The sequence below is a fragment of the Pseudomonas sp. RGM 3321 genome (genome assembly GCF_022836805.1).
Lineage (GTDB): Bacteria > Pseudomonadota > Gammaproteobacteria > Pseudomonadales > Pseudomonadaceae > Aquipseudomonas.
Genome location: NZ_JALHBH010000121.1, coordinates 15,827 through 29,351 on the forward strand (window position 1 = coordinate 15,827; position 13,525 = coordinate 29,351).

Sequence of the window (13,525 nt, forward strand, 5' to 3'; positions counted from 1 at the left end):
GATATCAGGTGTAGCGAAAACGCTACGGTCGTCAGGTATTTGAAAATACCTGACTGATCAAGGCCTTGATGCGTGGGGAATGAGCCGTTTTGGAGCGAAATCGTTACGGTGGAGCGTTTTCGCTACGATCGGGCCGGCATGATTGCACCCGACTACCAATGGCTATTACCCGGAACCTCTCGCTAGCGCGTCGGCAGTTACCCGACGCGGCTTGCCGGTGAGCACAAAAACGTTTCGAGCTCTTCAAGCGGCAGTGGCTTGCTGATCAGATAGCCCTGAATTTGATCGCAATGGTTTTCGCGCAGGAACGCCAGTTGCTCTGGGGCTTCAACCCCTTCGGCGATCACCTGCAGGTCGAGGCTGTGAGCCAGCTCGATGATGGCTCTGGCGATGGCCGCGTCCTGTGGGTTGCTGGTCACCTCGCGAATGAATGCGATGTCGATTTTCAGCTTGTCGATAGGGAAGCGGCGCAGGTACGCCAGGCTTGAATAGCCGGTGCCGAAATCGTCGATGGAAATACTCACGCCATTGGCACGTAGCGCACCCAGGGTAGCGATGGTGTGAGAGGTGTTCTCCATCAACGAGCTTTCCGTCAGTTCGACCTCCAGCCACTGCGGCGCGACCTTGTGTTTCTCAAGTGCCTGACGAATGTCGGCCACCAGACTGCTGCTGGAAATCTGCTGCCCGGAGATGTTGACTGCCACCTGAAAAGAGCCCAGCCCGGAACGTTGCCAGCGCGCAATCTGCTCGCAAACGCTGTCGACGACCCAGTTGCCGACTTCACCGATCAACCCCAGGCTTTCCAGCACCGGAACGAATACGGCAGGCGAGATGCCTGACTGGCCAGGGCGCGGCCAGCGCAGCAAGGCTTCAAGCCCGCATACCTGATTGTCAGCAAGGTTCAGTTTGGGCTGGTAGACAATCTCGAACGCCTGTTTTTGCACAGCGTCGCGTAATGCCGCCTCGAGGTCCAGGCGTGCCGAGACGTCAGCGTTCATCTGTGCGGTATAGAACCGATAGGTGTCCGGGCCCATTTTTTTAGCGCTGTTCATTGCGGTGTAGGCGTGTTTGATCAGCTCGCGGGAGTCTTCGCCGTCCTCCGGATAAAGTGCGATGCCGATACTGGCGGTCATGACGATACTCTGGCCTTCCAACTTAAAAGGCACGCGCAATGCGTTGCGAATGCGGTCCAGTGTCTGGCGGGTGTCGGCCTGGCCGTCACGAAGCATCAGAATCAGTGCAAACTGATCGCCATCCACGCGGCCAAGGGTGTCGCTGGCGTTGAGGCACTCCGACAGGCGGTGGCTGACTTCCAGCAGCACCTCATCGCCCAGTACATGCCCCCAGGTTTCGTTGATGTTCTTGAAGCCATCCAGATTCACCGTCAGTGCCGCCAGCTTCCAGCGGCTGATGGCCGCCTGGGTCACACCCATTTGCAGGCTGGTAAAAAACAGGTCCCGATTGGGCAGGCCGGTCAGTGCGTCGTAGTGGGCCATGGTCAGCAGGCGCTGATCGCTTTCCTTGCGACGGGTGATATCACGGACGATGCCGACAATGACCCAGTCCTCGCCGGTACGGTAGGCCTGACGATGGATCTCGACTTCGACATCGCGTCCGCTCTTGTCGCGAATCTGGGTTTCCAGTGGTTCGCTGGGACCTTTGCCGGCGATGATCTGGTCGTACACGACTTCCAGGTTTTCCATCGACGTCTCGCCCAGCTCGGCGGGGGTCTTGTGCGCCAGTTCTTCAGCGGTGTAGCCCAGCAGCTGACATGCCCTGCGATTGAATTCGATCAGGCTCATGGTGTTGCGGTTGATCAGGAAGATGGCATCTTCAGAAGCGTCCATCACTGTACGAAAACGTTCAAGGTCGATGGTGCGCTGCTGCAATTGATCTTCGAGGATCAGGCTGTGGTTTTTCAGGTAGTCGCCAAACGCCTTGAGGCGCAGCATGTTACGCACACGCAACCACAGCTCGGCGCTGTCCACCGGTTTGTTGAGGTATTCCTCGGCACCGGCTTCCAGTCCTGACAAACGCGCACTTTGCTTGTCGAGTGCCGAGAGCATGATGATCGGTATATTGGCGGTGCTCTTGCTAGCCTTGAGCTGGCTGGCGACTTCGTAACCGTCCATGCCCGGCATCATGATGTCCAACAGGATCAGGTCAGGCGCTTGTTGTTCGACCATGGCCAGCCCCAGCTCGCCCGATTCCGCAGTCAGCGTCCGATAACCCTGATTCTGCAGCAGAACCTCCAGCAGGTCCCGGACATGAACATCGTCATCGATAATCAGGATGGTTGCGGCGCTCTGGGTCATATCGAATGCTCAGGTAATTGGCTGTTGAGGCAGATTTTTTTCCAGCAGGGTGTCGATAACCCGGTACAGCTCCTTGTAGCGCAATGGCTTGATGATATAAGCGTTGCAGCCCGCCAGACGGATCTTTTCCTTGTCTTCCTTCATGGCCATCGCGGTCAAGGCGACCACCGGGATCGCGGCTGTACTTACGTCTTTCTTCAACAGCGCGGTGGCACTCAGGCCGTCCATTTCCGGCAGGTGAATATCCATCAGAATCAGGTCGGGCTGACGCTCGCGGGCTAGTTTCAGGCCGGTTTCGGCATCGACTGCCGACAGTACGCCATGACCGGCGCTGGTCAGTAACAGCTCCGCCAGGCGCATATTCGCCGCATTGTCTTCAACGATCAGGATCTGGGCCATCGTGCCTCCTCGCATTCAGGCGGGCGGATCGGCAGCCAGACCACAAAGCGTGCGCCGAGGTCCTTGACGCTTGCGACCGCAACGCAACCGCCGTGCAGTTCGGTTAGTTGCTTGACCATCGCCAGACCCAGTCCGGTACCCTCGAATTTGCGTGCCAGGCCACTGTCGATCTGACTGAAGGCTTTGAACAGTTTGTTCATATCGCTTTGGGCGATACCGATTCCCGTGTCGCTGACGCTCAGTTCCAGAAACTGTTCGTAGTCACTGGACGGCAATGGAAACGCGTGTACCGGCCAGTCACCCTCGATGATGCCTGCCTGGGCAAATGACACCTGGCGTACTGCCAGGGTCACCCAGCCTTCGGGTTCGCTGAATTTCACGGCGTTGGCAAGCAGGTTGTAGACAATCTGTTTGGTCTTGCGCCGATCCAGCTCAAGCAGGCCGAAGTCGGCTTCTGTTTCCAGTTTCAACTGAATGCGTTGCAGGGCGGCTTGCTCACGAACGATCAGCAGGCTGTTGCTCAGCAATTCGTCCAGATCGACCGGCTCAAGCTCCAGGGTCATCATTCCGGCTTCGACCTTGGACAGGTCGAGAATGTCGTTGATCAGCGAGAGCAGATGCTGGCCGCTGTTGAATATATCGCCGATGTACCGTCGCTGGGCATCGGTCATGTCGCCGACCATGCCGTCCTTGAGCGCCTCGGAAAAACCGATGACGGCGTTCAGTGGTGTGCGCAACTCGTGGGACATGGTGGCAAGGAACTCGGACTTCATATGGCTGGCGTGTTCCAGCTCGACGTTTTTTTCTTCCAGCGTACGCTCGAAGCGCTTGCGCTCGGTCACATCCCGGGCGGCAGCGAAAACACCCTTGAGCTTGCGGTCCCGGTCATGAAAGGTCGCAGCGTTGTAGGACACCACGGTTTCGGTGCCGTCGTAGGCACGTACGGTGAGTTCGTAGTCACTGACCTTGTGTTCGCTGAGCACGCGTTTGATCGCGGCATCGGCACTTGCCGGGTCCGTGAAGAAGTTTTTGCAGGGCGCGCCGATCAACTCATCACGGGTGCGCCCGGTCAGCGCCATCATCTGCTTGTTGACGTCGGAAATGATGCCTTGCGGGTCGGTCATCATCAGCGCGTCGATGTTCGATTCGATCAGCGAGCGGGTGTAGAACTGCTGGTCCCGCAACCGCTGATCCAGCAGGGCCTGGGCTTCCTCTTCCTGCTTGCGCGCGGTGTTGTCGGTGCCGATCAGCAGATAACCAATGATGGTTTCGGCGCTGTCTCGCAGTGAGGTGACCGACACCATGGCTGACAGGCGGCTGCCGTCCTTGCGGATGTAGGTCAATTCGTAGATGTCTTCGATGCCACGCGAAGCCTTGAACACCAACGCCTCAAAGCCCGGCGTGATGGGCGTGTTCAGTTCATGGCTGAGCGCTGCCGCGCGGATAATCAGCTCGGCGGGGTCGGAGATGTCTGCCGGCGTGATTTTGTCGACCACATCTTCAGAGTGGTAACCGAGCATGCGTTCGGCACCGACGTTGAATATCTGGATGACACCGTGTTCGTCGGTTGCGATGCTGGAGAAGTAGGCGCTGTTGAAAATCGCGTCCTGCAGCGCGCCGGTTTTGAGCAGGATTTTCTGACGGCGAGATTCGACGATTTTTTCAGCACGAGACTGAGAATCGGCAAGCGGGCGGTCTGCTGGCGGGGTTGACATATCACTTCCCGGTACTACCTGACCTTTCTGCCATTACGGCCGTAATCAAACTTACGGACATCCACTCAAATGGATGATAAGAGGTTTGTGGACCATACCAGATCAGTATCGACAGTTTAGTTATTAAATGAATCTTTTCGGAATATATTTTTGATAAATGGCGTCAATAGATTAGCGCTTGCCCGGTATTCCATATTTTCGCAGCCGATGAGCGATGGCGGTGTGCGAGGTATGCAGGCGCGCGGCCAATTGACGGGTAGACGGGTAGTCTGCGTAGAGTTTTTCCAGCAGATTTCTTTCAAATGCCTCGACGGCATGCTCGAGGCTGTCCACGGGGCTGTCGTGCTGATGCGCTACTGCGGTGCCTGCGATATCCAGATCGCCTATATCCACTTGAGTGTGTTCGCAGATGGCGGCAGCACGGAAAATCACGTTCTGCAATTGACGAACATTGCCCGGCCAGCGATTGACCAGCAGAGCAGGGTAGGTGCCGTGCGCAAGCCTGCACACCGGACGCTGAATCTGCGCACAGGCCTGTTCCATGAAGTAGCGGGCCAGCAACAGAATGTCCTGCCCGCGTTCGCGCAGCGGTGGCACCTCAAGATTGAGGACGTTGAGCCGGTAGAAAAGGTCTTCCCGGAAGGTGCCTTCGCTGACCATTTTTTCCAGATCGCGGTGGGTGGCGCTAAGGATACGCACATTGACCCTGACCTCCCGATCTCCACCGACACGGCGAAAGCTGCCATCGTTGAGAAAACGCAGCAGTTTGGCTTGCAGATAAGGCGACATCTCACCGATTTCATCGAGAAACACGGTGCCCTGATTGGCCAATTCCATCAGCCCTGGCTTGCCGCCGCGCTGGGCGCCGGTAAAGGCGCCCGGGGCATAGCCGAACAGTTCGCTTTCAGCGAGATTTTCCGGCAGCGCCGCGCAGTTCAGCGCCAGGAATGGTTCGCCGTGGCGGGCGCTGCTGGCGTGGCAAGCCCGGGCCACCAGTTCTTTACCGGTGCCGGTCTCACCCTGAATCAGCAACGGTGCGTCCAGCGCCGCCACACGTTGCGCGCGTGCCTTGAGGGTGCGGATTGCGGCTGACTCGCCGAGCAGCGCATCGAAACCTTCGGCGTGATCGTGATGCAGCGCCGACAGGCGTTCGCCGATACGGCTGGGCAGGTACAGGGTAATCAGCGCACCTGCCTCGGTGATCGGGGTGGCATCCAGCAACAGCGCTTCACCGTTGAGGGTAATTTCGCGCAGTGGCAGTCGAAAGCTGTTTTCCAGCAGGGCCGCTTGCAGGCCGGGGTCGGCGAACAGTTCAGCAATGGGTTCGCCCGCAGGTTCCCGGCCAATCAGTGCGATCAGCGCGGGATTGGCCAGCAGTACATGCCCGGCGCTATCCAGTGCCAACACAGGGTCGGTCATGGCGGCGAGCAGCGCGTCCAGCTGTAGATGGCGGCGCTGACCGGGCAGTATGTCGACCACAGTGATTGCTTCTACCCCACGAACCCGAAACAGCGCGTCCTTGAGCTCTTCGAGCATCTGGTGGCTGAGGGTGGGCGCGTCGATATAGACATTGGGCGGTACCATTTCCACGGCATCCAGATTCAGATTGCGTCCACCCAGGATCGCCAGCACTTCCTGGGTGATACCGACGCGGTCGATGAAGCTGACATGGATGCGCATGAGGCGTTGACGGTTCGCGAATGAGAAGGCGGCAAGTATGCCTTGTAGCGGCAGGTTTGGTGAAATCCGGCAGTGTGCATGGGCACGATCACGATAGTGTTCTTGCGCGCACCTATCGTTCCCTACGCATGGGCACGATGGTCTTCTCCGGGCCTCACTCCTCACGCTACTGCACGCTGGTGTTCTGCGGAGCCTCGTTCCTCACGCTACCGCACGCTAGTGCTCTCCGGACCTCACGCTCCCGTTGCCACGAGGAACCTGGTGCTTACTCCAGATGCTCCGGCCTCACCGGGTCGCCTGACTTGGCGTGGAGTTTGTCACGAATGTCCGCGAACATTCGGTCGTAGTCCTTGTGCTGGGCGATGGGCAGTGCGGCCGAGTTGGGCAAGCCGTGCCTTATCGCGATGCGACTGGCGTCATGTGCGAAGTTGAACGCCAGGTCACGGGGCAGCTGGAATTGCTCTTCGAACGGCTTGCCGTTGATTTCGCCCTGCATGGTGAAGTGCATGGACGTGCCTTGCTTGGGATCTTCCTCCACGTTGTAGCGCAAGTGGATGTCATAGCTGATATCCGACGGTTGAAGCGCCACGTGGGTGAGGTGCAGATGGCCTGGCTCGTACATGAAGTGACTCCATCAAGTGGTGAGTGTGCTCAGTCTGACACTCCTCGCGACCAGACGGTTCAGCCTCGTGCAGAGTGCCGCTCGCAACATGCCTGCGCTCAACGATCGATCTTGTCCGGTTCCGGCCTCGACCATATCCAAAGATTACCCAGCGCCATGCCGGTGAGCGCCAGGTACAGCCACCAGGCGTGGCCGATCAGGCTCAACATCACCACGGCGCAGACCAGCATGCTGATGGTGGCGCTGATCTTGGCCTTGCGGGCGACCAGTCTGCCGTTGCGCCAGTTGTGCAGAATCGGGCCGAACACACGATGGTTTTCCAGCCAGGCATTCAGACGCGGCGAGCTGCGTGTCGCCGCCCAGGCCGCCAGCAGAATGAACTCGGTGGTCGGCAAGCCGGGAATGAAGATCGCGACAATGCCGATGCCGAGGGCGACATAGGCGAGGATGCCGTATAAAAGGCGCGAGAGTCTTGAGCCGGGTGGTTTGTACGTCATGGTCTCTACAGGCAGGTTCGGGGAGCCCGGCCAGCTTAACAGCACCGGGCGCTTTTTCATGCCTGTGCCAGATCTGTAATAGGGGCATCGGCGTAGGCGTGTTGCAGCAGGACATTGAAGCGCTCGAATGCGGCAATGGCGCCTCGATCCAGTGCTACTTCCTGCTCGGCGGTCAGCGACAGCCCGTCAAGCGTCCTGACAAAGGTTTTCCAGCCGGCAGCGCGGCCCCCGGCAGGCTCGCCCAGATGCCGGGCGCCAAAGCTGTGGCTCAGGTTCAAGGCTTCAGCGCGTTTGATCAGGAATGCAGCGCCCAGCTTGGAACCTTCGGAGACAAATAGCCAGCCGAGCGCTTCTGCGGTGCTCGGCGCTTTTACTCCTCCGGCCACCGGCAGGGGAAGGTCCATGTTCAGGTCGGCAAGATCCGCCCCGGCCTGTTCGGCGCGGCAGCGGGCCGGCAGGTCGTTGATGATCGCCTCCAGCGCAGGCTCGTTGTACAGGCTTTGCAGTTCCGTCTGAAAAAGGTATTGAGCAACCACGAAGCGTGCGTAGCTGGCCAGGGTTTCAAACGGCGCGTGGGCCTTGACCACCTTGTCGAGTTGCTCGTGCGGCGCGTGGGTAATCTGACTAAGGCGTTGCGAACGCAGGGTCGGTCGGTTCTGATCAAGAGTCATCGAGTTCTTCCTTGCTGAAAAAGGGGCTTGTTGAATAGACGAATAGCTGCACCCGAAAGCGTAAAAAAAGCCTGCCGCCGATGTACTCGGCGACGGGCTTTACGCTACTTTCAGGTTCAGATGTCCCATACCACGTTGACGCTGAAGTTGCGTCCCGGCTGGGTCAGGCGATCCAGATTGGCGGGCGCAGTCACACCAGCTTCGCCCACGCCGTCGTAGCCGCGCACATCGTCCCAGCGCCAGTATTTCTTGTCGGTCAGGTTGTACAGGCCCGCATTGACGGTCACATCGTCGCTGACCTTGTAGTAGCCGCTCAGGTCCAGAATGCCGAAGCCCGGGGTCTTGAATTGACTGGAGGTGCCGTCCGGCGTGTGGAAATTGCTGTCGTCCACGCGATTCTTGCGCTTGACCAGCGTCCAGCTCAGCAGACCACCGTAGTCATTCTGGTCATAGCCCAGGCCGATCACACCGGTCAGCGGGTTGACGCTGTTGATCGGCTCGCCTGTATCGTTGTTGCGGCCCTGCACGTAGGCAACCGATGCCTGGCTGTACAGACCGTTTGGCGCACCGATGCTGTCGAGATTGATGCGCCCTTTGAATTCCGCGCCCTTCATGGTTGCGTGCTTGATGTTGTTGGACTGGAACGTGAGTTCGCTATAGCCGGGGGTGATGGCGTCCTCGTTGATGAAGTCGCGGTACTTGTTATAGAACACCGCGATGTCGAACGAGCCTGCTTCAAAGCGGCCGCGCAGGCCGGTTTCATAGCTCTTGCTGGTTTCCGGTTCCAGGTTCGGATTGGGCTCAACCACATAGCCTGCCGTCGGGTTTTCGAAGCGGCCATAAAGGGCCTTGGCCGAAGGGGTACGGAAGCCCTCGGCGTACTGGCCGTACCAGGTGTAGGCGTCGCTAAGTGCATAGGTCACACCGAACTTGGGCGACAAGCGATGCCATGTCCGCGTTTCATCGTTGGCCTGGTCGGGGTCGCTCAGGCTGACCGACCTGAGAAATTCTGGCGTGAACTTCGGATCGAGCCGGGTATGGTCGTAACGCACGCCAGGCATGAAGGTCCAGTCGTTCCAGCTGATCTGATCCTGTGCGAACAGCGCATAGCTGGTGATGGTCGGGTCCGGGAAATCGCTCGTCGCGGCCAGACGGTCGCTCGGGCTGTCTGCACCAACGGCACGGCAGGAGCCGAATACGCGCGCACAGGTCCCGCTGCCGCTGCGCAGCCCGGTGACTTTCTGCTGCTTTACCGTCGTGCCGTAGGTCAGCACATGGTCCGTGCTGGCGATGGAGAATGCCTTGTCCAGTTGGGCATCGAATACCCACTGTTTTTCCTGATAGTGCGTGTCGCGATCACGAATGACATCTCGGGAGAACGGAAAGTACCGCTCCCGAGTGCTCTGATCAGTTTTCGCGGTCTGGTAATTCATGCTCCATTTGAGGTTGTCGACCAGCAGGCTGTCGACGGCAAAGCTGTTTTCGATCCCGAAGCGCTCGCGGGTGATGGTGTCGTTACCCTCGCGCGATTGATACATGCCCAGCCCGCTACCGTTGGTGAACGGCCCGCCGACTGCGCTTTTCAGGTTACTGTCGCGGTCGTCCTTGTACTTTTCGTAGACCAGAGCCAGACGCGAACCGTCGGCGTAGTTCCAGCCCAGCTTGGCTAGAATATTGGTGCTGCGCGCGTCCTGAGGGTTGGCTTCGGTACGGCCCAGGCCGGTACCGCCAGTGCTGCCATAGGATTCGGTTTCGTGGCCATTGCGCTGGCTCAGGTGCAGCAAGCCGTCGAACTCGCCCTGACGGCCTGCGACTGTGGCCGAGTTCAGCCAGCTTTGGTCTGCCGAGCTGTAGCCGGTCTTGAGGCGCGCGCCGACGTCCTTGCCGGGCTTGATGATGTCATCCGGGTCCAGCGTGTAATAGCTGACCACCCCGCCAATCGCGCTGCTGCCGTACAGCGCCGAGGCCGGACCGCGGAGGATTTCCACACGCTTGACGATTTCCGGGTCGACATAGTTGCGATGGGTTTGCGCATAAGGGCCGGTGAAAAAGCTGTCAGGGACCTCGACGCCATCGACCTGAGTCAGGATTCGGTTACCGTCAATGCCACGGATGTTATAGCCGGTTGTGCCTGCACGCTGGCCTGCACCGCCCACCGAAACCCCCGGCTCGTAGCGCACCAGATCACGGATGGTGTTGACGTTGCTGTGGTCCAGTTCTTCGCGGGAATGCACGCTGACGGTGTTTGGTACTGTGGCGACATCCTGTGCCTGGCGCGTGGCACTGACGGTGATCTGATCGAGGGCCATGACGCCGGCGGTTGCGGTGCGCTTTTCCAGCACTACATTGTTGTTGCCCAGATTGCGATAGCTCAGCGAACTGCCAGCCAGCATGTTGTCCAGCGCCTGTGCGGCGCTCAGGTTGCCATGTGCACCAGGAGAAATGACGTTTTGAGCCAGATCCGCTGGCATGCCTACCTGCCATCCGGTCACGCGGCTGAACTCGTTCAGGGCCGACACCAGTGGTTGCTGCCTGATCGAGAAGCTATAGGTGCCTGCCGGGCGTACCGCCTGGGTGCTTTCACTGGCAGCACTGGCGTTGACCGTCTGCAGACTGGCGCCCAGCACTGCAAGTGTCAGCAGAGATAGCGTGAGCCGTACGCGTGGTTGGGCGGCAGGCGTGAACGTGGATGACATCGGTAGCGCTCCCTGGGGTGTTGCTCGTTATAGTGTTTACAAACTGTTTCAAAATGAGAATCAGTTGCATTGGCTATAACTAGACGAACGGGCAGTCGCTATCGAGTAAAAAAACTTTCCTTCAGTTGAGAATCACCAGCGCGGGCATTTCGTGAAGGCTTGCCGAGGTGATCTGTGCCAGCGACCGCACCACGTCGAGCGGGTTGTCCAGGCGATAGTTGCCGGTCACCGCCACACGATCCAGTTGCAGGTTGGTGCTGATAATCCAGCCAGGATAGTAGCGCCGCAGCTCAGTCAGCACTTCGCTCAGCGGGCGGTTGTCGAAGATCAGTCGGCCCTGCACCCAGGCGAAATCCCGGACCGGGTCAAGCTTTTCACGATGCCCGAAGCCAGCAGGCCCCACGCGAACGCTTTCTCCGGCCCCCAGGCTGACGCTGGAGTCGCCGCGTGTGGCACGCACGTCGACAGCGCCGCGCTGCACTTTTACCTGGGCAACGCCGTTCAGATAGCGCACGGAAAACTCGGTGCTGTTGGCACTCATGCGCACCGGTCCGGCTTCGATTTCCAGCGGCACACCCGCTCTGGAACTGACATCGAAGAATGCTTCGCCTTGCAGCAGGCGAGCAGAGCGCTGTTGCTCATCGATCTGGCTGGAGAAGGCCGAGTCGGTATTGAGCAGCACTTTCGAGCCGTCTGCCAGTTCCAGGCGCTGGCGTTCACCGATTATCGTCAGGTGATCGGCCTGCAGGCGCAGCGGCAGATTGCTGAAACTGAACAGCCCCAACAGCAACACCGCTGCAGTGGCCAGAGGTTTCCACTGCGCACGGACACGTTGCCACACCGATGGCTTGCGGGGTTGCGCGATGCTTTCGGCGGCGTGCTGAACCGGCTGTGAATTCCAGAGTGTCCGGGCCTTATCGAAGGCGCGTGCGTGTTCTGGATCGGCGTTCAGCCATTCCTGAAAGCGGGCAAGCCGGTTGGCGTCGGCGCCTTCCAGTTCGACCAGCCAGGTCAGTGCCTGATCCATTGCAGCGTTGCTCAACACGTCCTGCGCAATCGCGTGCGGGCGTTCGGTTCTCGGGGCCACAGTGTTCCTCGGCAATCCTGAAACTGTATCGATTAGATTCTGGCAGCGTGCGGCAGGGTTCAGGGCGGGTCAAGTCTTGAAAGGACGCCTACGCAGATGGCCATGATCAGCTTCAGTTCTTTCTGGACGGTACTGGCGGAGACCTGCAGTTGCTCGGCGATTTCCAGATAGCTGCGGCCATCGAGGCGGCTGAGGGTAAAGATTTTCTGCTGGCGCGGGCTCAACGTACTCAGGCTGGCACTCAGGTTTTCAAGCAGGCGCTTGGCGTGCGCAGCGTCTTCAGGCGAGCCCATCTGGGCTACGACGCTTTCGAGCCGGGCAGGTGAGACGTCTTCGAGCATGGTCCGGCCATGAATACGCCGCGCACGCAAATGATCCAGCGCCAGGTTGCGGGCGGTCTGAAAGACGAAGGGTTCAAGGTGGTCGACGGGGTGTTCGGTCAATGCACGGCTGACGCGCAGCCAGGTTTCCTGAAGCAGGTCTTCGGCAGCGTTTTGGTTGCCGACCATGCGTTGCAGCGTGCGTAGCAGAACCGGGCGCTGGGCCAGAAAGACATCGTTGAAGCGTGACTGCGACACAGAGAGGCCCGACCAGAGATGTGAGCAAATGATAATGCTTCTCATCTTTTGGTCGGGTCAAGCCTGCATCTGTAAATAATTATCTTGCTGTGCTGCCCACTGCGACGCTGAATTTACTCGGCGTTGTGCAGTGCCAGGCAGTTGTCGAGCATGCGATTGGAGAACGCCCATTCGTTGTCGTACCACGACAGTACCTTGAGCAACTTGCCACTGACCTTGGTGTGATTGGCGTCGAAAATCGACGACAACGGGTTGTGATTGAAGTCGTGGGAAACCAGCGGAAGGGCGTTGTAACCCAGCACCTTGGAATGCTGGCTGGCTTCTTTCATCAGTGCGTTGACTTCTTCAACGGTGGTTTCACGCTTCAGGGTCACGGTCAGGTCGACCAGCGAAACGTTGATCACTGGCACGCGTACCGCCATGCCGGTGAGTTTGCCTGCCAGCTCCGGCAGCACCAGACCCACCGCTTCGGCAGCGCCGGTCTTGCTCGGGATCATCGATTGCGTGGCCGAACGGGCGCGGTACGGATCGGTGTGATAGACATCAATCAGGTTCTGGTCGTTGGTGTAGGCATGGATGGTGGTCATCAGACCGTTTTCGATCCCCAGCTCACGGTGCAGCACCTGGGCGACCGGAGCCAGGCAATTGGTGGTGCAGGATGCACTGGAGATGATCTGGTGCGACTGACGCAGCGTGTCGTGGTTGACACCATAGACGATGGTGGCATCGGCACCGCTGGCAGGGGCGGAGATAATGACCTTACGGGCACCGGCAGTGAGGTGCGCGGCGGCCTTGTCACGGCTGGTGAACAGGCCGGTGCACTCGAACACTACATCGATGTCCTGCGCCTTCCACGGCAGTTCGGCCGGATTGCGAATGGCACTGACCGAAATACGGTCACCATTGACGGTCAGGCTATCCTTGTCGCACTCGACCGTGCCGCTGAAAGGGCCGTGTACGGTGTCGAAACGCAGCAGGTGTGCGTTCATTTCGCTGTCGCCAAGATCGTTGATGGCGACGACCTGCAGGTCCTGACGGTAGCCTTGGGTATACAGTGCGCGTAGGACGTTGCGGCCGATGCGGCCAAAACCGTTGATTGCGATACGAAGAGTCATACAGCCGTCCTTCTGAATTTGTTGTTGGAATTACAAGATTATTCTCATAGAAATAGAAAACAAGCCTTTTTAGTGGCAATATTTTGTTTTATCTACAACTACAAGCCTGAAAGGCCCTCCCGGTTGATCGAGATCAGGGTTCTGCTCCCC

11 protein-coding genes are annotated in these 13,525 nt (G+C 58.9%); all 11 read right to left on the reverse strand.

What is annotated here, in order from left to right:
* Window positions 1-197 precede the first annotated feature (197 nt).
* On the reverse strand, window positions 198-2,315 hold the full coding sequence (locus tag RGM3321_RS25570; RefSeq protein WP_244395376.1) for an EAL domain-containing protein: 2,118 nt from the start codon (window positions 2,313-2,315) through the stop codon (window positions 198-200).
* Window positions 2,316-2,324: 9 nt separating this feature from the next.
* Window positions 2,325-2,714: a response regulator gene (locus RGM3321_RS25575; protein WP_244395377.1), complete on the reverse strand. Its 390-nt coding sequence runs from the start codon at window positions 2,712-2,714 to the stop codon at window positions 2,325-2,327.
* Window positions 2,699-4,429 (reverse strand): PAS domain-containing sensor histidine kinase, encoded by a 1,731-nt coding sequence (locus RGM3321_RS25580; RefSeq protein WP_244395378.1) that lies wholly within the window; start codon window positions 4,427-4,429, stop codon window positions 2,699-2,701. Before RGM3321_RS25580 ends, RGM3321_RS25575 begins: the two co-directional genes overlap by 16 nt.
* A 171-nt stretch (window positions 4,430-4,600) precedes the next feature.
* Window positions 4,601-6,109, reverse strand: coding sequence for a sigma-54-dependent transcriptional regulator (locus RGM3321_RS25585; protein WP_244395379.1), 1,509 nt, complete (start codon window positions 6,107-6,109; stop codon window positions 4,601-4,603).
* Between the two features lie 265 nt (window positions 6,110-6,374).
* Complete coding sequence (locus RGM3321_RS25590; RefSeq protein ID WP_244395380.1) at window positions 6,375-6,731, reverse strand: DUF5064 family protein; 357 nt, start codon at window positions 6,729-6,731, stop codon at window positions 6,375-6,377.
* Between the two features lie 98 nt (window positions 6,732-6,829).
* Entirely contained in the window at window positions 6,830-7,288 is a 459-nt protein-coding gene (locus tag RGM3321_RS25595) for a YbaN family protein (protein WP_054077878.1), read from the reverse strand.
* Window positions 7,285-7,899, reverse strand: a complete 615-nt coding sequence (locus RGM3321_RS25600) for a biliverdin-producing heme oxygenase (RefSeq protein WP_244395381.1) — start codon at window positions 7,897-7,899, stop codon at window positions 7,285-7,287. The genes RGM3321_RS25595 and RGM3321_RS25600 overlap by 4 nt, the downstream gene beginning before the upstream one ends.
* 116 nt (window positions 7,900-8,015) lie before the next feature.
* Entirely contained in the window at window positions 8,016-10,595 is a 2,580-nt protein-coding gene (locus RGM3321_RS25605; RefSeq protein WP_244395382.1) for a TonB-dependent receptor, read from the reverse strand.
* A 121-nt stretch (window positions 10,596-10,716) separates the two neighbouring features.
* On the reverse strand, window positions 10,717-11,682 hold the full coding sequence (locus tag RGM3321_RS25610; RefSeq protein ID WP_244395383.1) for a FecR domain-containing protein: 966 nt from the start codon (window positions 11,680-11,682) through the stop codon (window positions 10,717-10,719).
* Window positions 11,683-11,741: 59 nt separating this feature from the next.
* Window positions 11,742-12,260, reverse strand: a complete 519-nt coding sequence (locus RGM3321_RS25615) for a sigma-70 family RNA polymerase sigma factor (protein WP_057402358.1) — start codon at window positions 12,258-12,260, stop codon at window positions 11,742-11,744.
* 113 nt (window positions 12,261-12,373) lie between these two features.
* Window positions 12,374-13,375, reverse strand: a complete 1,002-nt coding sequence (gene gap / locus RGM3321_RS25620; protein ID WP_244395384.1) for a type I glyceraldehyde-3-phosphate dehydrogenase — start codon at window positions 13,373-13,375, stop codon at window positions 12,374-12,376.
* Window positions 13,376-13,525 lie beyond the last annotated feature (150 nt).

Excerpts from the sequence above, each read along its gene's own strand:
- gap (WP_244395384.1), bottom strand. The coding sequence starts at position 13,375 with ATGACTCTTCGTATCGCAATCAACGGTTTTGGCCGCATCGGCCGCAAC.
- RGM3321_RS25570 (WP_244395376.1), bottom strand. The coding sequence starts at position 2,315 with ATGACCCAGAGCGCCGCAACCATCCTGATTATCGATGACGATGTTCAT.
- RGM3321_RS25590 (WP_244395380.1), bottom strand. The coding sequence starts at position 6,731 with ATGTACGAGCCAGGCCATCTGCACCTCACCCACGTGGCGCTTCAACCG.
- RGM3321_RS25580 (WP_244395378.1), bottom strand. The coding sequence starts at position 4,429 with ATGTCAACCCCGCCAGCAGACCGCCCGCTTGCCGATTCTCAGTCTCGT.
- RGM3321_RS25585 (WP_244395379.1), bottom strand. The coding sequence starts at position 6,109 with ATGCGCATCCATGTCAGCTTCATCGACCGCGTCGGTATCACCCAGGAA.
- RGM3321_RS25605 (WP_244395382.1), bottom strand. The coding sequence starts at position 10,595 with ATGTCATCCACGTTCACGCCTGCCGCCCAACCACGCGTACGGCTCACG.
- RGM3321_RS25600 (WP_244395381.1), bottom strand. The coding sequence starts at position 7,899 with ATGACTCTTGATCAGAACCGACCGACCCTGCGTTCGCAACGCCTTAGT.
- RGM3321_RS25595 (WP_054077878.1), bottom strand. The coding sequence starts at position 7,288 with ATGAAAAAGCGCCCGGTGCTGTTAAGCTGGCCGGGCTCCCCGAACCTG.
- RGM3321_RS25575 (WP_244395377.1), bottom strand. The coding sequence starts at position 2,714 with ATGGCCCAGATCCTGATCGTTGAAGACAATGCGGCGAATATGCGCCTG.